The following is a 19835-nucleotide window of genomic DNA, read 5'->3' on the forward strand; positions in this document are numbered from 1 at the left end:
CCTCCGTCCCCACCGCCGCCCGTACCGAGGAGAACAAGTAACCATGAGCAAGATCCTTATCCGCGGCGCGAAGGTACTCGGCGGCGACCCGCAGGACGTCCTCATCGACGGCGAGACCATCGCCGCCGTCGGCACCGGCCTCGACGCCGGCGACGCCACCGTGATCGAGGCGGCGGGCCAGGTCCTGCTGCCCGGCCTCGTCGATCTCCACACGCATCTGCGCGAGCCCGGCCGCGAGGACTCCGAGACCGTCCTCACCGGCACCAGGGCCGCCGCGGCCGGCGGCTTCACCGCCGTGCACGCCATGGCCAACACCTTCCCGGTCGCCGACACCGCCGGCGTCGTCGAGCAGGTCTGGCGCCTCGGCAAGGAGTCCGGCTACTGCGACGTGCAGCCCGTCGGCGCCGTCACCGTCGGCCTGGAGGGCAAGCAGCTCGCCGAGCTGGGTGCCATGCACGACTCCGCCGCCGGGGTGAAGGTCTTCTCCGACGACGGCAAGTGCGTCGACGACGCGGTCATCATGCGCCGCGCCCTGGAGTACGTGAAGGCCTTCGACGGCGTCGTCGCCCAGCACGCCCAGGAGCCCCGCCTCACCGAGGGCGCCCAGATGAACGAGGGCATCGTCTCGGCCGAACTCGGGCTCGGCGGCTGGCCCGCCGTCGCCGAGGAGTCCATCATCGCCCGCGACGTCCTGCTCGCCGCGCACGTCGGCTCCCGGGTGCACATCTGCCACCTGTCGACCGCCGGCTCCGTCGAGATCGTGCGCTGGGCCAAGTCCAAGGGCTGGAACGTCACCGCCGAGGTCACCCCGCACCACCTCCTCCTCACCGACGAGCTGGTCCGCAGCTACAACCCCGTCTACAAGGTGAACCCGCCGCTGCGCACCGAGGCCGACGTCATGGCCCTGCGCGAGGCCCTCGCCGACGGCACCATCGACTGCGTCGCCACCGACCACGCCCCGCACCCGCACGAGGACAAGGACTGCGAGTGGGCCGCGGCCGCCATGGGCATGGTCGGCCTGGAGACCGCGCTTTCCGTCGTCCAGCAGACGATGGTCGAGACCGGGCTGCTCGACTGGGCCGGCGTCGCCGACCGCATGTCGATGCGCCCTGCGGCCATCGGACGGCTCGAAGGACACGGCCGCCCCGTCTCGGCGGGTGAGCCTGCCAACCTCACCCTGGTCGATCCGGCATACCGTGGGGAAGTGGACCCCGCGGGCTTCGCCTCCCGCAGCCGCAACACCCCGTACGAGGGGCGCGAGCTGCCGGGCCGAGTGACCCACACCTTCCTGCGGGGCCGTGCCACGGTCGTCGACGGGAAGCTCGCGTGACAACACAGACCCTGTACCAACTGGCCGCCGAGCAGAAGTCGGCGGAGGTGACCGACTGGTCCGCCCGGATCAGCTGGGTGATCGGACTCGTCGTCCTCGTCGTGTTCGTCTACTGGCTGATGCGCCAGGGATGGAAGTGGCGCGGGAACCTCCAGTCGGACCTGCCCGCCCCCGCGACCGTCCCGGACGGCTACGCGGACGGCGAGAAGCTGCTCACCCTCTCCGGCCGCTACCACGCCTCGACCACGGCCGGGCAGTGGCTCGACCGGATCGTCGCCCACGGCCTCGGCACCCGCAGCCGCGTCGAGCTCACCCTCACCGCGGACGGCCTCGATGTCGCGCGGCCCGGCGCGGCGGACTTCTTCGTCCCCGCCGCCGACCTGCGCGGCGCCCGCACCGAGAGGGCACTGGCGGGCAAGGTCCTGCCCGAGGGCGGCCTCCTCGTCATCACCTGGGCGCTCGGCGATCGGCTGATCGACTCCGGATTCCGCTCCGACCACTCGGCCGAACACCCCGCCTGGGTCGACGCCGTCAACCACCTCACCAGCACTACGGAAGGCATCGCACGATGACGACCTCCACCCGGGGAGCCCAGGTTCCCGCCGTACTCGTCCTGGAGGACGGCCGCATCTTCCGCGGCCGCGCCTACGGGGCTGTGGGGGAGACCTTCGGCGAGGCGGTCTTCTCCACCGGCATGACCGGCTACCAGGAGACGCTGACCGACCCCTCGTACCACCGCCAGGTCGTCGTGATGACCGCCCCGCACGTCGGCAACACCGGCGTCAACGACGAGGACCCCGAGTCGAAGCGGATCTGGGTCTCCGGCTACGTCGTCCGCGACCCCGCGCGCACCCCCTCCAACTGGCGCTCCCGCCGCACCCTCGACGAGGAACTGGCGAACCAGGACGTCGTCGGCATCAGCGGCATCGACACCCGCGCCCTCACCCGCCACCTGCGCGAGCGCGGCGCCATGCGCGTCGGCATCTTCTCCGGCGCGGCCGTCACCGACGAGGCCGCGATGCTGGCCCGCGTCCAGGAGGCCCCCGAGATGAAGGGCGCCGACCTGTCCGCCGAGGTCGCCACCAAGGAGGCCTACGTCGTCCCCGCGATCGGGACCAGGAAGTTCACGGTCGCCGCGGTCGACCTCGGCATCAAGGGCATGACCCCGCACCGCATGGCCGAGCGCGGCATCGAGGTCCATGTGCTGCCCGCCACCGCCACCCTGGAGGAGATCTACGCGGTCGCCCCCGACGGCGTCTTCTTCTCCAACGGCCCCGGCGACCCCTCCACCGCCGACCACCCCGTCGCCCTCATGCAGGGCGTCCTGGAGCGGCAGACCCCGCTCTTCGGCATCTGCTTCGGCAACCAGATCCTGGGCCGCGCGCTCGGCTTCGGCACGTACAAGCTGAAGTACGGCCACCGAGGGATCAACCAGCCCGTGCAGGACCGCTCGACCGGCAAGGTCGAGGTCACCGCGCACAACCACGGCTTCGCCGTCGACGCCCCGCTCGACAAGGTCTCCGACACCGCCTTCGGTCGGGCCGAGGTCTCCCACGTCTGCCTGAACGACCAGGTCGTCGAGGGCCTCCAGCTCCTCGACCGGCCGGCCTTCAGCGTCCAGTACCACCCCGAGGCGGCCGCCGGCCCGCACGACGCCGCGTACCTCTTCGACCGCTTCGTTTCCCTGATGGAGGGCCAGCGTGCCTAAGCGCTCCGATATCCAGTCCGTCCTGGTCATCGGCTCCGGCCCGATCGTCATCGGGCAGGCCGCCGAGTTCGACTACTCCGGTACCCAGGCGTGCCGCGTCCTCAAGGCCGAGGGCCTGCGCGTCATCCTGGTGAACTCCAACCCGGCGACGATCATGACCGACCCGGAGATCGCCGACGCCACCTACGTCGAGCCGATCACCCCCGAGTTCGTCGAGAAGATCATCGCCAAGGAGCGCCCCGACGCGCTCCTGCCCACCCTGGGCGGCCAGACCGCGCTCAACACCGCGATCTCCATGCACGACAACGGCGTGCTGGAGAAGTACGGCGTCGAGCTCATCGGCGCCAACGTCGAGGCCATCAACAAGGGCGAGGACCGCGACCTCTTCAAGGGCGTCGTCGAGGCCGTCAAGGCGAAGATCGGCTACGGCGAGTCCGCCCGCTCGGTCATCTGCCACTCCATGGACGACGTCCTCGCCGGCGTCGACACCCTTGGCGGCTACCCCGTCGTCGTCCGCCCCTCCTTCACCATGGGCGGCGCCGGCTCCGGCTTCGCCCACGACGAGGAGGAGCTGCGCCGCATCGCCGGACAGGGCCTCACGCTCTCCCCGACCACCGAGGTGCTGCTCGAAGAGTCCATCCTCGGCTGGAAGGAGTACGAGCTGGAGCTGATGCGCGACCGCAACGACAACGTCGTGGTCGTCTGCTCCATCGAGAACTTCGACCCGATGGGCGTCCACACCGGTGACTCGATCACCGTCGCCCCGGCGATGACGCTCACCGACCGCGAGTACCAGCGGCTGCGCGACATCGGCATCGCGATCATCCGCGAGGTCGGCGTCGACACCGGCGGCTGCAACATCCAGTTCGCGATCGACCCCACCGACGGCCGCGTCATCGTCATCGAGATGAACCCGCGCGTCTCCCGCTCCTCGGCGCTCGCCTCCAAGGCCACCGGCTTCCCGATCGCCAAGATCGCCGCCAAGCTGGCCGTCGGCTACACGCTGGACGAGATCCCGAACGACATCACCGAGAAGACCCCGGCCTCCTTCGAGCCGACCCTCGACTACGTCGTCGTGAAGGCCCCGCGCTTCGCCTTCGAGAAGTTCCCCTCGGCCGACTCCACCCTCACCACCACCATGAAGTCGGTGGGCGAGGCCATGGCGATCGGCCGGAACTTCACGGAGGCCCTGCAGAAGGCCCTGCGCTCCCTGGAGAAGAAGGGCTCGCAGTTCACCTTCACCGGCGACCCCGGCGACAAGGCCGAGCTGCTGGCCGAGGCGGTCCGCCCGACCGACGGCCGCATCAACACCGTCATGCAGGCGATCCGGGCCGGCGCCACCCAGGAGGAGGTCTTCGACGCCACGAAGATCGACCCCTGGTTCGTCGACCAGCTCTTCCTGATCAAGGAGATCGCCGACGAGCTGGCCGCCGCCGACAAGCTCGGCCCCGAGCTGCTGGCCGAGGCCAAGCGGCACGGCTTCTCCGACGTCCAGATCGCCGAGATCCGCGACCTGCGCGAGGACGTCGTCCGCGAGGTCCGGCACGCGCTCGGCATCCGCCCGGTCTACAAGACGGTCGACACCTGCGCCGCCGAGTTCGCCGCGAAGACCCCGTACTTCTACTCCTCCTACGACGAGGAGAGCGAGGTCGCCCCGCGCGAGAAGCCCGCGGTGATCATCCTGGGCTCCGGCCCCAACCGCATCGGCCAGGGCATCGAGTTCGACTACTCCTGCGTCCACGCCTCCTTCGCGCTCAGCGACGCCGGCTACGAGACCGTGATGGTCAACTGCAACCCGGAGACGGTCTCCACCGACTACGACACCTCCGACCGCCTGTACTTCGAGCCGCTGACGCTGGAAGACGTGCTGGAGATCGTGCACGCGGAGTCCCTGGCGGGCCCGATCGCGGGCGTCGTCGTCCAGCTCGGCGGCCAGACCCCGCTGGGCCTGTCGCAGGCGCTCAAGGACAACGGCGTGCCCGTCGTCGGCACCTCCCCGGAGGCGATCCACGCCGCTGAGGACCGCGGCGCCTTCGGCCGCGTCCTGGCCGAGGCCGGCCTGCCCGCGCCCAAGCACGGCACCGCCACCACCTTCGCGGAGGCCAAGGCGATCGCCGACGAGATCGGCTACCCCGTCCTCGTACGCCCGTCCTACGTGCTCGGCGGGCGCGGCATGGAGATCGTGTACGACGAGACCCGGCTCTCCGCGTACATCGCCGAGTCCACCGAGATCAGCCCCACCCGGCCGGTCCTGGTCGACCGCTTCCTCGACGACGCCATCGAGATCGACGTCGATGCCCTCTACGACGGCACCGAGCTGTACCTCGGCGGCGTCATGGAGCACATCGAGGAGGCCGGCATCCACTCCGGCGACTCCGCCTGCGCGCTGCCCCCGATCACCCTCGGCGGCCACGACGTCAAGCGGCTGCGCGCCTCCACCGAGGCCATCGCCAAGGGCGTCGGCGTCCGCGGCCTGATCAACATCCAGTTCGCGCTCTCCGGTGACATCCTCTACGTCCTGGAGGCCAACCCGCGCGCCTCGCGGACCGTGCCCTTCACCTCGAAGGCGACCGCGGTCCCGCTCGCCAAGGCCGCCGCCCGGATCTCGCTGGGCGCGACCGTCGCCGAGCTGCGCGAGGAGGGCCTGCTGCCGAAGACCGGCGACGGCGGCACGCTGCCGCTGGACGCGCCGATCTCCGTCAAGGAGGCCGTCATGCCGTGGTCGCGCTTCCGCGACATCCACGGCCGCGGCGTCGACACCATCCTCGGCCCGGAGATGCGCTCCACCGGCGAGGTCATGGGCATCGACTCGGTCTTCGGCACCGCGTACGCCAAGTCGCAGGCCGGCGCCTACGGACCGCTGCCCACCAAGGGCCGCGCCTTCATCTCGGTGGCCAACCGCGACAAGCGCTCGATGATCTTCCCGGCCCGCGAGCTGGTCGCCCACGGCTTCGAGCTGCTGGCCACCTCCGGCACCGCCGAGGTCCTCAAGCGCAACGGCATCAACGCCACCGTCGTGCGCAAGCTGTCCGAGGGCGAGGGCCCGAACGGCGAGCGGACCATCGTCCAGCTGATCCACGAGGGCGGTGTCGACCTCATCGTCAACACCCCCTACGGGACCGGCGGCCGGCTCGACGGCTACGAGATCCGCACCGCGGCAGTCGCCCGGTCGGTGCCCTGCCTGACCACGGTCCAGGCGCTCGCGGCGGCCGTCCAGGGCATCGACGCCCTCAACGGCGGAGACGTCGGCGTCCGTTCCCTCCAGGAACACGCGGAACATCTGACCGCGGCCCGCGACTAGGCAGCCCACAAGGGGGACACCGGAAACGGTGTCCCCCTCTTCATGAGGACACCGTGATGTACAAGTTCTTCTTCCAGCTGGTCTTCAAGCGGATGGACCCCGAGCAGGCCCACTACCTGGCCTTCCGCTGGATCCGCCTGGCCGCCCGCGTCCCCGTGCTGCGCACCTTCGTGGCCGCCGCCCTCGCCCCCCGGTACAAGGAGCTGCGCACCGAGGCCCTGGGCCTGCGGATGCACGGCCCCTTCGGGCTCGCCGCCGGCTTCGACAAGAACGCGGTCGCGATCGACGGCATGGCGATGCTCGGCTTCGACCACGTCGAGATCGGCACCGTGACCGGCGAGCCGCAGCCCGGCAACCCGAAGCAGCGCCTGTTCCGCCTGGTCGCGGACCGCGCGCTGATCAACCGCATGGGCTTCAACAACGAGGGCTCGGCCGCCGTCGCCGCGCGCCTGGCCGCCCGCAACCCGGTCTTCCGCACCACCGTCGGCGTCAACATCGGCAAGACCAAGGTCGTCCCCGAGGCCGACGCCGCCGCCGACTACGTGAAGTCCACCGAGCGCCTCGCCGCCCACGCCGACTACCTCGTCGTCAACGTCTCCTCGCCCAACACGCCCGGCCTGCGCAACCTTCAGGCCACCGAGTCGCTGCGCCCGCTGCTCACCGCCGTGCGCGAGGCGGCCGACCGGACCGTCACCCACCGCCGCGTCCCGCTGCTCGTCAAGATCGCCCCGGACCTCGCGGACGAGGACGTCGACGCCGTCGCCGACCTCGCCGTCGAACTGGGCCTGGACGGGATCATCGCCACCAACACCACCATCGCCCGCGAGGGCCTCGGCCTGAAGTCCTCGCCGGACCTGGTGAAGGAGACCGGCGGCCTGTCCGGCGCCCCCCTCAAGGAACGCTCCCTGGAGGTCCTGGGGCGCCTGTACGGCCGTGTCGGCGACCGGATCACCCTGGTGGGCGTCGGCGGCATCGAGAACGCCGAGGACGCCTGGCAGCGCATCCTCGCGGGCGCCACCCTCGTCCAGGGCTACAGCGCCTTCATCTACGAGGGCCCGTTCTACGCCCGCGCCATTCACAAGGGCCTGGCCGCACGCCTGGCCGCCTCCCCGTACGCCACACTCGCCGACGCCGTCGGCGCGGAAACCCGGAAGGCAGCGAAATGACCCTGGAACCCTTCGGCGCCCGGCTGCGCCACGCCATGGACACCCGAGGCCCGCTCTGCGTCGGCATCGACCCGCACGCCTCCCTCCTCACCGCCTGGGGGCTGAGCGACGACATCGCGGGCCTGGAGCGGTTCACCCGTACGGTCGTCGAGGCACTGGCCGACCGGGTCGCCGTGCTCAAGCCGCAGTCCGCGTTCTTCGAGCGCTTCGGCTCGCGCGGTGTCGCCGTCCTGGAGAAAGCCGTCGAGGAGGCGCGCGCGGCCGGCGCCCTGGTCCTGATGGACGCCAAGCGCGGCGACATCGGCTCCACGATGGACGCCTACGCGGCGACCTACCTGGACAAGGACTCGCCGCTGTTCTCGGACGCGGTCACGGTCTCCCCGTACCTCGGCTTCGGCTCGCTGCGGCCCGCGCTCGACGCGGCGGCGGTCTCCGGCGCCGGGGTCTTCGTCCTCGCGCTGACCTCCAACCCGGAGGGCGCCGAGGTGCAGCGCGCCACGGCCGCCGACGGCCGTCCGCTGGCCCAGCTGATGCTCGACCACATGGCCGCCGAGAACGCGGGCGCGGCCCCGCTCGGCTCGGTCGGCGCGGTCGTCGGGGCGACGCTCGGCGACGCGGGTGTGGACCTGGCGATCAACGGCCCGCTGCTCGCCCCGGGCATCGGTGCGCAGGGGGCCACCCCGGCGGATCTGCCGGGTGTCTTCGGCGACGCGGTGCGCAATGTGGTGCCCAGCGTGAGCCGGGGCGTGCTGCGCCACGGTCCGGACGTGACGGGGCTGCGCGAGGCCGCGGAGCGCTTCGCGGACGAGGTCCGCGCGGCCGTCTCGGACCGCTGACCCTGCCACGTAACCGTGTGTTGACGGAATCCTGACCAAAAAACTCGGTGGTTATGCCCGAAAAGTCCTGGTCGGCAGAGGCTGACCAGGACTTTTCGTCTGTTCTCGCTGACTCCGGCGGCCTTGGCCGCTAGTCTCCGTCGAGAGCCGACGAGCACGGGTTGTTCGCGGCTCACCAGGTGAGGGGCGATCCCGCCGCCTCACCGGTCCGTATCCGACAGATCGACATCCGAGGTGACGTAGGCGTGGCTCTTCCGCCCCTTACCCCTGAACAGCGCGCAGCCGCGCTCGAAAAGGCCGCCGCGGCTCGCCGGGAGCGGGCCGAGGTCAAGAATCGACTCAAGCACTCCGGCGCCTCCCTCCACGAGGTCATCAAGTCGGGCCAGGAGAACGACGTCATCGGCAAGATGAAGGTCTCCGCCCTGCTGGAGTCCCTGCCCGGCGTGGGCAAGGTCCGTGCCAAGCAGATCATGGAACGGCTCGGCATCTCCGAGAGCCGTCGTGTGCGGGGGCTTGGCTCCAACCAGATCGCATCCCTGGAGCGTGAGTTCGGCGGCAGCGCCGCCTGAGTTCTCAGGCACCCCTGAGAACCTGGATAATCGCCCCATGGCTGCAACATCCCGGGGGACGTCCCCCGTACCCCCGGACGTACGTCCGCGGCTGACCGTGCTCTCCGGCCCCTCGGGGGTCGGCAAGAGCACGGTCGTCGCGCATATGCGCAAGGTCCACCCCGAGGTGTGGCTCTCGGTGTCGGCGACGACCCGCAGGCCCCGCCCCGGCGAACGCAACGGCGTCCACTACTTCTTCGTGGACGACGAGGAGTTCGACAAGCTGATCGCCAACGGTGAGCTGCTGGAGTGGGCCGAGTTCGCCGGCAACCGCTACGGCACCCCGCGCCGCGCCGTGCAGGAGCGGCTGGAGGCGGGGGAGCCGGTGCTCCTGGAGATCGACCTCCAGGGTGCCCGGCTGGTCCGCCAGTCCATGGCCGACGCCCAGCTGGTCTTCCTCGCCCCGCCGAGCTGGGACGAGCTGGTGCGCCGGCTCACCGGACGCGGGACCGAGGCGCCCGAGGTGATCGAACGCCGGCTCGGCGCCGCCAAGGTCGAGCTGGCCGCCGAATCGGAGTTCGACAGGACTCTTGTCAACACCTCCGTCGAGGATGTGGCACGTGAGCTGCTAGCCTTGATGCTGGAGGCTTCCGGCCACCGCGCCGGCAGCGAGTGAATCACCGGCGGCGGGGGTCGCGGCAGCAAAGCCGGTAACCAAGCCCCTGACTGTCAAAGATTTCTTTGATCTTCATCCCCTTCGGAAGGCAGAGCGTGTCCTCTTCCATCACCACGCCCGAGGGCATCATCAACCCGCCGATTGATGAGCTCCTCGAAGCAACCGACTCGAAGTACAGCCTCGTGATCTACGCCGCCAAGCGCGCGCGCCAGATCAACGCGTACTACTCGCAGCTCGGTGAGGGCCTCCTCGAGTACGTCGGTCCGCTTGTCGACACCCACGTGCACGAGAAGCCGCTGTCGATCGCGCTCCGCGAGATCAACGCGGGCCTGCTCACGTCCGAGGCCATCGAGGGCCCCGCGCAGTAAGCGGCGACAACGCACCTTCACCCCGGGCCCGGCGGCATTCCCGCCGGGCCCGAGGTGTGTCCGGGCCGACCGGACGGCGCCCGCGGGCGTGAGGCAGCATGGGGCCTGTACGTACGCCGGGTGCGTAACCGAGTGCGGGGAGACGCAGTGGACAAGCCGAAGGTCGTTCTGGGGGTCAGCGGCGGCATCGCCGCCTACAAGGCGTGCGAGCTGCTGCGCCGGCTGACCGAGTCCGGCCACGACGTACGGGTCGTCCCCACCGAGTCCGCCCTGCACTTCGTGGGCGCCGCCACCTGGTCCGCGCTCTCCGGCCACCCGGTCTCCACCGAGGTCTGGAACGACGTCCACGAGGTGCCCCACGTACGGATCGGACAGCACGCCGACCTCGTCGTCGTCGCCCCGGCCACCGCCGACATGCTGGCCAAGGCCGCCCACGGGCTCGCCGACGACCTGCTCACCAACACCCTGCTCACGGCCCGCTGTCCGGTCGTCTTCGCACCGGCGATGCACACCGAGATGTGGGAGCACCCCGCCACCCAGGAGAACGTCGCCACCCTGCGCCGCCGGGGCGCCGTCGTCATCGAGCCCGCCGTCGGCCGCCTCACCGGCGTCGACACCGGCAAGGGCCGGCTCCCCGACCCGGGCGAGATCTTCGAGGTCTGCCGCCGGGTCCTCGCCCGCGGCACGGCCGCCCCCGATCTGGCGGGCCGCCACGTGGTCATCAGCGCGGGCGGTACGAGGGAACCCCTCGACCCCGTCCGCTACCTCGGCAACCGCTCCTCCGGCAAGCAGGGCTACGCGCTGGCCCGCACCGCCGTCGCCCGCGGCGCCCGGGTCACCCTCGTCGAGGCCAACACCGGACTGCCCGACCCGTCCGGCGCCGACGTCGTCCACACCGGCACCGCGGTCCAGCTGCGCGAGGCCGTGCTGAAGGCGGCCCGGGACGCCGACGTCGTGGTCATGGCCGCCGCCGTCGCCGACTTCCGGCCCGCCCAGTACGTCACCGGGAAGATCAAGAAGAGGGACGGCCAGGAGCCCGCCCCCATCGCACTCGTCCGCAACCCGGACATCCTGGCGGAGGTCGCCGCCGAGCGCGCCACGCCCGGACAGATCGTCGTCGGATTCGCCGCCGAGACCGACGACGTACTGGCCAACGGCCGAGAGAAGCTGCGCCGCAAGGGCTGCGACCTGCTGGTCGTCAACGAGGTGGGGGAGCGCAAGACCTTCGGCTCCGAGGAGAACGAGGCCGTGGTGCTCGCGGCCGACGGAACGGAGACTCCGGTGCCGTACGGGCCCAAGGAGGCGCTCGCCGACACGGTGTGGGACCTCGTGACGGCGCGCCTCGGATGAATTTCCGGTGACACGCCGGGGGATCCGTAACCCTTCCGACACGGGCCGGAACCCTGTCGGCAGCGGGCTTCCGGGGTGTTCCGGACCTGGTGGGACACGTCACAGGACGGCCAAAGGGCGAGACACGTTGTCCGGCGGCCGGAGCCGACCGATAAACTGCTCCTGGACCGTGCCGGGCGCAGCTCCCGGACCGTCCGGCCAATGATCAGCCAGCAGCCGCTGCAACCCCAGGGAGCGATGTGTCCCGCCGTCTCTTCACCTCGGAGTCCGTGACCGAGGGTCACCCCGACAAGATCGCTGACCAGATCAGCGACACCATTCTCGACGCGCTCCTGCGGGAGGACCCGTCCTCCCGCGTCGCCGTCGAGACTCTGATCACCACCGGTCTGGTGCATGTCGCGGGTGAGGTCACGACCAAGGCCTACGCCGACATTCCGACGCTGGTCCGCAACAAGGTCCTGGAGATCGGCTACGACTCCTCCAAGAAGGGCTTCGACGGCGCCTCGTGCGGCGTCTCGGTGTCCATCGGCGCGCAGTCCCCGGACATCGCGCAGGGCGTCGACACCGCCTACGAGAAGCGCGTCGAGGGCGACGAGGACGAGCTCGACAAGCAGGGCGCCGGCGACCAGGGCCTGATGTTCGGCTACGCCTGCGACGAGACCCCCGAGCTCATGCCGCTGCCGATCTACCTCGCGCACCGGCTCTCGCGCCGGCTGTCCGAGGTCCGCAAGAACGGGACCATCCCGTACCTGCGTCCCGACGGCAAGACCCAGGTCACCATCGAGTACGACGGCGACAAGGCCGTCCGTCTCGACACCGTCGTCGTCTCCTCGCAGCACGCCAGCGACATCGACCTCGACTCGCTGCTCGCGCCCGACATCCGCGAGTTCGTCGTCGAGCACGTCCTGTCGCAGCTCCTCGAGGACGGCATCAAGCTCGACACCGAGGGCTACCGCCTCCTCGTCAACCCGACCGGGCGCTTCGAGATCGGCGGCCCGATGGGCGATGCCGGCCTGACAGGTCGCAAGATCATCATCGACACCTACGGCGGCATGGCCCGCCACGGCGGCGGTGCCTTCTCCGGCAAGGACCCGTCGAAGGTGGACCGCTCGGCCGCCTACGCCATGCGCTGGGTCGCCAAGAACGTCGTCGCCGCCGGCCTCGCGGCCCGTTGCGAGGTCCAGGTCGCGTACGCGATCGGCAAGGCCGAGCCGGTGGGTCTCTTCGTGGAGACCTTCGGCACCGCGGCGGTCGACACCGAGAAGATCGAGCACGCCATCGGCGAGGTCTTCGACCTCCGCCCGGCCGCGATCATCCGCGACCTCGACCTGCTGCGCCCGATCTACGCGCAGACCGCCGCGTACGGGCACTTCGGCCGTGAGCTGCCCGACTTCACGTGGGAGCGCACCGACCGGGTGGACGCGCTGCGCGCCGCCGCCGGCCTGTAGGGAACGGAGCAGGGCCGACTTCCGCCGGAGCCCGGACGCCGTCACGGTGTCCGGGCTCCGGCGTGTCGCGCCCCGGGCCCATGAGGGGAAGGACAGGCGCCGCTGTCCGAGGCGTCTGGTAGGGATGGAGCTGTGAGCAGCGAGAACGAGCGGGCCGAGGAGCCCGGGGCCGGGGCGCCGGAACAGCTGGCGCTGATCCGGGAGACCGTGCGCCGGGCCGACGTGCCGCGCGCCAAGCCGCGCACCTGGCGCGGGGCCGCCCTCGCCAAGGAGCTGCCCGTCGCCCGGGTCCTCGTCAACAAGGGCGCGCTCCACCTCGACCAGTACTTCGACTACGCCGTCCCCGAGGAGCTGGACGCCGACGCGCAGCCCGGGGTGCGCGTACGGGTCCGGTTCGGCGCCGGGGGCCGCAATGTGCGCGGCGGCCGGCGCGAGGGCGGCGGCCTCATCGACGGCTTCCTCATCGAGAGGCTGGCCGAGTCCGACTACAACGGGGCGCTCGCCGCGCTCGCCTCCGTCGTCTCGCCGGAACCGGTCCTCGGCCCCGACCTCCTCGCCCTCGCCCGTGCCGTCGCCGACCGGTACGCGGGCAGCCTCGCGGACGTCCTCCAGCTCGCCGTCCCCCCGCGCAACGCGCAGGCCGAGTCCAAGCCGTCGCCCGCGCCCCTGCCCGGGTTGGGGCGGTCCGTCGGGGGCTGGGGGGTGCGGGCGGCCGGGACCGCGGGGCCTCGTTGGGGGACGACCTCGGTGGCGGCCTCGGCCGCCGTCGGCTGGGGCGTGGCCCGGCGTGCCCCGTAACGGCGGTGGACGGCCTGCTTGGTGACCCCGAGGGCGGAGCCCACCGCGTCCCAGGAGAAGCCCAGCGAGCGGTCGAAGTCCACGGCCGCCGTGACCAGGGTCTCGACGCTGTCCCGCAGCTCCTGGGCCAGTCTGACCGTGGGGGCCGGGGCCCTGCCGTAGACGACGAAGCCCGCGGACGGGCCGGAGCGGCGCGGACGGTAGACGTTGCCCAGCTGGGCGGTGAGCGTGCGCAGTGCGTCCACCTGCCGCCGGACCCGCTCGATGTCCCGCACCAGCAGGTGCAGGCTGGCCCGCGCTTGGGCGTCGTGGGTTGCGTGGTCGGCCATGAAGAAGCCTCTCGAACCGGCGTTGAAAGGGATCGGGCCGCACCAGGGCGGCTCGCTTCGGTCAATCTCCTTTGACCAACGCCGCACCCGGGGATCTGGTCACGCTCAGGGGGCGTATGAGCACATGCGAGGGGCGCGCAACTGCGCGTACGCCCCCCGGGCCCCGGCCCCATAGACTTGTGCGTTGCTCGTCACCGTAACGTTTCGGCCTGAGAGTCCGGCCTGAGAGGCAGTCAGCCACCCATGAAGCTCGTCTTCGCCGGCACCCCCGAGGTAGCCGTTCCCGCCCTGGACGCCCTGATCGCCTCCGGCCGTCACGAGGTGGCCGCCGTCGTGACCAGGCCCGACGCGCCCGCCGGGCGCGGCCGGCGGCTGGTGGCCAGCCCGGTCGCCCAGCGTGCCGAGGAGGCCGGGATCGAGGTGCTGAAGCCCGCCAGGCCGCGGGACGAGGACTTCCTCGCCCGGCTGCGGGAGATCGCGCCGGACTGCTGCCCGGTCGTCGCGTACGGCGCGCTGCTGCCGAGGGCCGCGCTCGACATCCCGGCCCGGGGCTGGGTCAACCTGCACTTCTCACTGCTGCCCGCCTGGCGCGGCGCGGCCCCCGTGCAGCACGCGGTGATGGCCGGTGACGAGGTGACAGGTGCCTCCACCTTCCTCATCGAGGAGGGGCTCGACTCCGGGCCGGTCTACGGCGTCCTCACCGAAGAGGTCCGCCCGACCGACACCAGCGGTGACCTGCTGACCCGGCTGGCGTTCGCCGGTGCCGGGCTGCTCGCCGCGACCATGGACGGCATCGAGGACGGCACCCTGCACGCCGTGGAGCAGCCCGCCGACGGGGTCACCCTCGCCCCCAAGATCACCGTCGAGGACGCGCAGATCCAGTGGTCCGCGCCCGCCCTGCGCGTCGACCGTGTCGTGCGCGGCTGCACGCCCGCCCCCGGGGCCTGGACGCTGTTCCGGGGCGAGCGCCTGAAACTGGTCCAGGCGACCCCCGCCGTGGACCGGTCCGAGCTGGCCCCCGGCGAGCTGTCGGTGGGCAAGAACAACGTCTTCGTCGGCACCGGGTCGCACGCGGTCGAGCTGCTCTGGGTGCAGCCCCAGGGCAAGAAGCCGATGCGTGCCGCGGACTGGGCGCGCGGGGTCCGCATCGTCCCCGGCGAGCTGGTCGGGACCTGAGGCCCCGGGACGGAGACGTAGGCTGGGAGGGTTCGCCCTCTCACCTCCAGCGGAGCACCTTTCACGTGAACGACCAGCCGCGTCGCCGTCCCGCCAAGCCGCACCGCCGCCCCCAGAAGGACCCGGTCCGCTTCCTCGCCTTCGAGGTCCTGCGGGCCGTCGACGAGCGCGACGCGTACGCGAACCTCGTCCTGCCCCCGCTGCTGAAGAAGGCCCGTGCCAAGGGCGACTTCGACCACCGGGACGCGGCCCTGGCGACCGAGCTGGTCTACGGGACGCTGCGCCGGCAGGGCACGTACGACGCGATCGTCGCCGCCTGCATCGACCGGCCGCTGCGCGAGGTCGACCCGCCGGTCCTGGACGTCCTGAACATGGGCGTGCACCAGCTGCTCGGCACCCGTATCCCGACCCACGCGGCGGTCTCCGCGAGCGTGGAGCTGGCCCGGGTGGTGCTGGGGGAGGGGCGCGCCAAGTTCGTCAACGCCGTGCTGCGCAAGGTGTCCGCCGACGACCTCGACGGCTGGGTGGCGAAGGTGGCCCCCGCCTACGAGGACGACGCCGAGGACCACCTCGCGGTCGTCCACTCGCACCCGCGCTGGGTCGTCTCGGCGCTCTGGGACGCGCTCGGCGGTGGCCGCGCCGGCATCGAGGACCTGCTCGAAGCGGACAACGAGCGTCCCGAGGTCACCCTCGTCGCCCGCCCCGGCCGCTCCACCACGGACGAACTCACCGAGGAACTGGGCGAGGAGAACGCCCTGCCCGGCCGCTGGTCGCCCTACGCCGTGCGGATGGCCGAGGGCGGCGAGCCCGGCGCCCTGACCGCCGTGCGCGAGAGCCGGGCCGGCGTCCAGGACGAGGGCAGCCAGCTCGTCGCGGCGGCCCTCGCCAACGCCCCGCTGGAGGGCAGCGACGCCCGCTGGCTGGACGGCTGCGCGGGCCCCGGCGGGAAGGCCGCCCTGCTCGCGGCCCTCGCCGCCGGACGCGGTGCCGCCCTGCTGGCCGCGGAGAAGCAGCCGCACCGCGCCCGCCTCGTGGAACGCGCGCTGGCCGGCAACCCCGGCCCGTACCAGGTGGTCACCGCCGACGGCACCCGCCCGCCGTGGCGGCCCGGCACCTTCGACCGCATCCTCATGGACGTGCCCTGCTCCGGTCTGGGCGCGCTGCGCCGCCGCCCCGAGGCCCGCTGGCGCCGCCGCAAGGAGGACCTGGAGGGCTTCGCACCGCTCCAGCGGGGTCTGCTGCGCGAGGCGCTGAAGGCCGTACGAGTCGGTGGCGTCGTCGGCTACGCGACCTGCTCGCCGCACCTCGCGGAGACCCGGGTCGTCGTCGAGGACGTGCTCAAGGGACGCGGCGGGGAGCCGTTCGAGGCCGAGTGGATCGACGCCCGACCGCTGATGCCGGGCGTGCCCGCGCTGGGCGACGGGCCCGACGTCCAGCTCTGGCCGCATCTGCACGGCACCGACGCCATGTACCTGGCGCTGCTCCGCCGTACCGGCTGACCGGCCCCGGGGGGGGCGAAAACGCCGGGAATGCGCGAACCGTAATGATCCCGTGAGGCTTTGGGGCGCACCGAGGCGGGGAAGTGACGCAGAACATGGCAGGCTTGGCCCATGGCCCAGATCAACCCGAGTATTCTCTCCGCCGACTTCGCGCGCCTCGCCGAGGAGGCGAAGGCAGTCGAAGGTGCCGACTGGCTCCATGTCGATGTGATGGACAACCACTTCGTGCCCAATCTGACCCTCGGCGTTCCGATCGTGGAATCGCTCAGCAGGGCCACGGACACGCCGCTGGACTGCCATCTGATGATCGAGGACGCGGACCGCTGGGCGCCGCAGTACGTCGAGGCGGGCGCCGGGTCGGTCACCTTCCACGCGGAGGCTGCCGCGGCACCCGTCCGGCTGGCCCGGGAGATCCGCGCCAAGGGCGCCCGCGCGTCCATGGCGCTCAAGCCGGCGACGCCGATCGAGCCGTACGAGGACCTGCTCCCCGAGCTCGACATGCTGCTGATCATGACGGTGGAGCCGGGCTTCGGCGGCCAGGCGTTCCTGGACATCATGCTGCCGAAGATCCGCCGCACGCGTGAGCTGATCTCCAAGCACGGCCTGGACCTGTGGCTCCAGGTCGACGGCGGGGTCTCCGAGTCCACCATCGAGCGGTGCGCCGAGGCGGGTGCCGACGTCTTCGTCGCGGGCTCCGCGGTGTACGGCGCCGAGGACCCGGCCGCGGCGGTGCGGGCCCTGCGCGCCAAGGCCGACGGGGCCATCGGCTCGGCCGGCTGGGCCTGCGCGCACTGAGGCCGTGACGGCACGGGCGTGCGCGCAGGGGGCGTCCGGGCCAAGGGCAGATGAACGGGGTCCGACGGGACCCGGCAGGGATCGCCGTATCTGACAGGATGAACGGCGTATCAAGAGCGTGAACAGCAGTGAGGAGAACGCGGTGTCTGCAATGTCGGCGGGCCGGTCCGCCCTGCGGATGGGGCCCGCGGAGCTGGTGCAGGCGGCGGCCATGGCCCGCCGCTTCTACCTCGAGGGCAAGTCCAAGATCCAGATCGCCGAGGAGTTCGGCGTCAGCCGCTTCAAGGTGGCCCGGGTCCTGGAGACCGCACTGGAACGGGACCTCGTACGGATCGAGATCCGGGTCCCGGCGGAGCTGGACGCCGAGCGCTCCGACGCGCTCCGGGCCCGCTACGGGCTGCGTCACGCCGTCGTCGTCGAGTCCCCGGCCGAGGAGCAGGACGACGCGGCCGACCCGGAGAACCTCGGCGAGGTCGCGGCCGATCTGCTCGGCGAACTGGTGACCGAGGGCGATGTGCTCGGGCTCGCCTGGGGCCGCTCCACGATCCATATGGCCGCCGCGCTCGACCGGCTGCCCCCGTGCACGGTCGTGCAGCTCACCGGGGTGTACGACGCCGGCACCGCCGAGCGCGGTTCGGTGGAGGCCGTGCGGCGCGCCGCCCAGGTCTCCGGCGGGGAGGCCCACCCGATCTACGCGCCGATGCTGCTGCCGGACCCGGCGACGGCCGCCGCGCTGCGCCACCAGACCGGGATCGCCCGCGCCTTCGAGTACTTCGACAAGGTGACGGTCGCGGCCGTCTCCATCGGTTCCTGGGAGCCCGGGATCTCGACGGTGCACGACATGCTCTCCGACGAGGAGCGCCTGCACTACGCCTCGCTCGGTGTCGCCGCCGAGATGTCGGCCCACCTGTTCGACGCGGAGGGCCGCCGGGTCGGCCGGGACCTCGGCGAGCGGTGCATCACCGTCGAGGCGGACCGGCTGCGCCGGATTCCCGAGGTCGTGGCCATCGCGGGCGGGCAGCGCAAGGCCGCCGCGATCGGCGCCGTGCTGCGGTCGGGCCTGGTCACCAGCCTGGTCACGGACACGGCCGCGGCCGACTACCTGCTGACGGAGTCGGCGGCCCCGCGCCGGCCGGCCCTGGAGCGCGCGGACCCGGACGGCGACTGACCGTACGGGAACACGGAGAGGGGCGAGCGGTCACGGACCGCTCGCCCCTCTCCGTACACCCGGTGCTCAGTCCTGGGAGAGCCCCAGCACCGTGGCCTCCAGATACTGTTCCGGCTGCTCGTACTGGCTGACGTCGGCCGGGTTGTAGCGGGGCGTCTGCCGGGACCAGTCGAGATTGCCGCGCATCCAGCTGCGCATGCCGTCGAGGTACGGCTCCAGCATCGGCGTCAGCTGCGGATAGGCCTCCAGCAGCTCGGACTCCGCCGTCAGGAAGCGCTTCGTCTCGACGGCGATCTCCGCACAGACGTGTTCGAGCGCCTGCTGCTTGCCGTAGCCGCGGTGGTGGCGGACCAGGTGGACGAGGTTGTGGATCTCGCCGAGCACCTGCTCCTTCTCGTACGAGTACACGTCATTGGCCCAGCAGACGTGGTTGCAGGACGCCTCCAGGGCGGTGATGAACCGGGGGTCGTTGTGGATCGAGGAGGGTGCCTCGATGCCCGCGACGATCTCTATCAGGTCCATGCAGACGATGATCGCGCCGGTGTGGCGGCGCTTCTCGACGTACAGCTCCTCCGACGGCACCACCCCCGCCGCCCGGTTCCCGGCCTCCCAGGTGGTGGCGGTGGTGAGGTACTTCTTCAGGTGCCAGGCGAACCTGCGCCGCCAGTGCACCGCCGCGGTCGGCGTCGTACGTTGCCACAGGTCGATGAGGGCGACCACGGCGGCGGGCAGTTCCTCGTTCTCCATGACGCCGGTGCGGGTGCCCTCGATCACGGCCAGCATCAGGGCGACGACGTCCCGCACCCGTTCGGGGCTGCGCCCGAGATGGCCGTCGTCGAGCTGGTCGTCGACCAGGAAGAGCCAGACGAACCAGTCGGCGACAAGGTCCAGATTCTCAGGGTCCGCGGTCGGGTAGACCATCCCGACGAACGCGCCGAAGTCCGCCTGCTCGAAGCGCTCCCTGGCCGAATCCCGGTGCACCAGACCGGTGTTGCGGGTCCAGGCGTCCAGATGTTCCCGTACGTGAGCGACGTGCGGGTTCGTCCGCTGGGGGAACGGGCAGTAGATGTCCGGCAGTTCGTTCTCCACGGGCGGGTCGTGATCCTCTCCGGTCGTACGGGTGACGGAAGTTGAGCATGTTCCGTCCGTTCATCCGGGGCGTTGCGGTGACCCACGGGACCTGCGCGTTTGAAGCTACCTGACCCCCTGTCACCAGGTCCAGAGCAGATGATCGGGAATGGTTGAAAGCTGTTCGGGTAAGGTCCCCGGGTAAGGCAGGTTCCACTTGCCCGGGACTCCCGCAGCGGTCCTTTGGAGGAACGTACGAGGGCGGGAGTCA

16 protein-coding genes and 2 pseudogenes are annotated in these 19835 nt (G+C 71.5%); 16 read left to right on the forward strand and 2 right to left on the reverse strand.

Going from position 1 to position 19835, the window contains the following annotated elements; all coding sequences use genetic code 11:
- Positions 1–43: 43 nt before the first annotated feature.
- The 12 genes and pseudogenes from EAO73_RS36065 to EAO73_RS37145 form a co-directional block, all read left to right on the forward strand.
- Positions 44–1330, forward strand: coding sequence for a dihydroorotase (locus EAO73_RS36065; protein ID WP_191134176.1), 1287 nt, complete (start codon positions 44–46; stop codon positions 1328–1330).
- Positions 1327–1902, forward strand: a complete 576-nt coding sequence (locus tag EAO73_RS23250) for a hypothetical protein (protein ID WP_147973395.1) — start codon at positions 1327–1329, stop codon at positions 1900–1902. The genes EAO73_RS36065 and EAO73_RS23250 overlap by 4 nt, the downstream gene beginning before the upstream one ends.
- Positions 1899–3038, forward strand: coding sequence for a glutamine-hydrolyzing carbamoyl-phosphate synthase small subunit (gene carA, locus EAO73_RS23255; RefSeq protein WP_147973396.1), 1140 nt, complete (start codon positions 1899–1901; stop codon positions 3036–3038). The genes EAO73_RS23250 and carA overlap by 4 nt, the downstream gene beginning before the upstream one ends.
- Entirely contained in the window at positions 3031–6339 is a 3309-nt protein-coding gene (gene carB, locus EAO73_RS23260) for a carbamoyl-phosphate synthase large subunit (protein WP_147973397.1), read from the forward strand. Before carA ends, carB begins: the two co-directional genes overlap by 8 nt.
- Positions 6340–6395: 56 nt before the next feature.
- A complete protein-coding gene (locus EAO73_RS23265) occupies positions 6396–7505 on the forward strand; it encodes a quinone-dependent dihydroorotate dehydrogenase (RefSeq protein ID WP_147973398.1) in 1110 nt (369 codons plus the stop codon).
- On the forward strand, positions 7502–8341 hold the full coding sequence (gene pyrF, locus EAO73_RS23270) for an orotidine-5'-phosphate decarboxylase (RefSeq protein ID WP_147973399.1): 840 nt from the start codon (positions 7502–7504) through the stop codon (positions 8339–8341). The genes EAO73_RS23265 and pyrF overlap by 4 nt, the downstream gene beginning before the upstream one ends.
- Positions 8342–8586: 245 nt before the next feature.
- Positions 8587–8910 carry an integration host factor gene (locus EAO73_RS23275; RefSeq protein ID WP_018524251.1) on the forward strand — a complete coding sequence of 108 codons (324 nt, stop codon included), beginning with the start codon at positions 8587–8589 and terminating at the stop codon, positions 8908–8910.
- Positions 8911–8947: 37 nt separating this feature from the next.
- Entirely contained in the window at positions 8948–9565 is a 618-nt protein-coding gene (gene gmk / locus EAO73_RS23280) for a guanylate kinase (RefSeq protein WP_147973400.1), read from the forward strand.
- Positions 9566–9660: 95 nt separating this feature from the next.
- Entirely contained in the window at positions 9661–9933 is a 273-nt protein-coding gene (gene rpoZ, locus EAO73_RS23285) for a DNA-directed RNA polymerase subunit omega (protein WP_003970369.1), read from the forward strand.
- Between the two features lie 147 nt (positions 9934–10080).
- Positions 10081–11283, forward strand: coding sequence for a bifunctional phosphopantothenoylcysteine decarboxylase/phosphopantothenate--cysteine ligase CoaBC (gene coaBC, locus EAO73_RS23290; RefSeq protein ID WP_147973401.1), 1203 nt, complete (start codon positions 10081–10083; stop codon positions 11281–11283).
- Between the two features lie 239 nt (positions 11284–11522).
- On the forward strand, positions 11523–12731 hold the full coding sequence (gene metK / locus EAO73_RS23295; protein WP_147973402.1) for a methionine adenosyltransferase: 1209 nt from the start codon (positions 11523–11525) through the stop codon (positions 12729–12731).
- A gap of 132 nt (positions 12732–12863) precedes the next feature.
- Positions 12864–13508: pseudogene (locus EAO73_RS37145) on the forward strand (primosome assembly protein PriA); the annotation flags it as partial.
- On the opposite strand, the pseudogene EAO73_RS36685 reads toward EAO73_RS37145, so the two are convergent.
- Positions 13499–13858: pseudogene (locus EAO73_RS36685) on the reverse strand (hypothetical protein); the annotation flags it as partial. The pseudogenes EAO73_RS37145 and EAO73_RS36685 overlap by 10 nt on opposite strands.
- Positions 13859–14101: 243 nt before the next feature.
- Between EAO73_RS36685 and fmt the strand changes: the two are divergent.
- The 4 genes from fmt (at position 14102) to EAO73_RS23325 (ending at position 18496) form a co-directional block, all read left to right on the forward strand.
- Positions 14102–15034 (forward strand): methionyl-tRNA formyltransferase, encoded by a 933-nt coding sequence (fmt, locus tag EAO73_RS23310; RefSeq protein WP_147973403.1) that lies wholly within the window; start codon positions 14102–14104, stop codon positions 15032–15034.
- Positions 15035–15099: 65 nt separating this feature from the next.
- The gene (locus tag EAO73_RS23315; RefSeq protein WP_147973404.1) at positions 15100–16533 is read left to right on the forward strand and encodes an RsmB/NOP family class I SAM-dependent RNA methyltransferase; all 1434 of its coding nucleotides are present in this window, start codon (positions 15100–15102) and stop codon (positions 16531–16533) included.
- A 111-nt stretch (positions 16534–16644) separates the two neighbouring features.
- On the forward strand, positions 16645–17328 hold the full coding sequence (gene rpe / locus EAO73_RS23320; protein ID WP_147973405.1) for a ribulose-phosphate 3-epimerase: 684 nt from the start codon (positions 16645–16647) through the stop codon (positions 17326–17328).
- Between the two features lie 151 nt (positions 17329–17479).
- The gene (locus EAO73_RS23325) at positions 17480–18496 is read left to right on the forward strand and encodes a sugar-binding transcriptional regulator (RefSeq protein ID WP_147973610.1); all 1017 of its coding nucleotides are present in this window, start codon (positions 17480–17482) and stop codon (positions 18494–18496) included.
- A 66-nt stretch (positions 18497–18562) separates the two neighbouring features.
- Here the strand turns inward: EAO73_RS23325 and EAO73_RS23330 are convergent, their stop codons facing one another.
- The gene (locus tag EAO73_RS23330) at positions 18563–19585 is read right to left on the reverse strand and encodes a terpene synthase family protein (RefSeq protein WP_147973406.1); all 1023 of its coding nucleotides are present in this window, start codon (positions 19583–19585) and stop codon (positions 18563–18565) included.
- Between the last annotated feature and the right edge of the window lie 250 nt (positions 19586–19835).

This window comes from Streptomyces sp. col6 (genome assembly GCF_008042035.1).
Classification (GTDB): Bacteria; Actinomycetota; Actinomycetes; order Streptomycetales; family Streptomycetaceae; genus Streptomyces.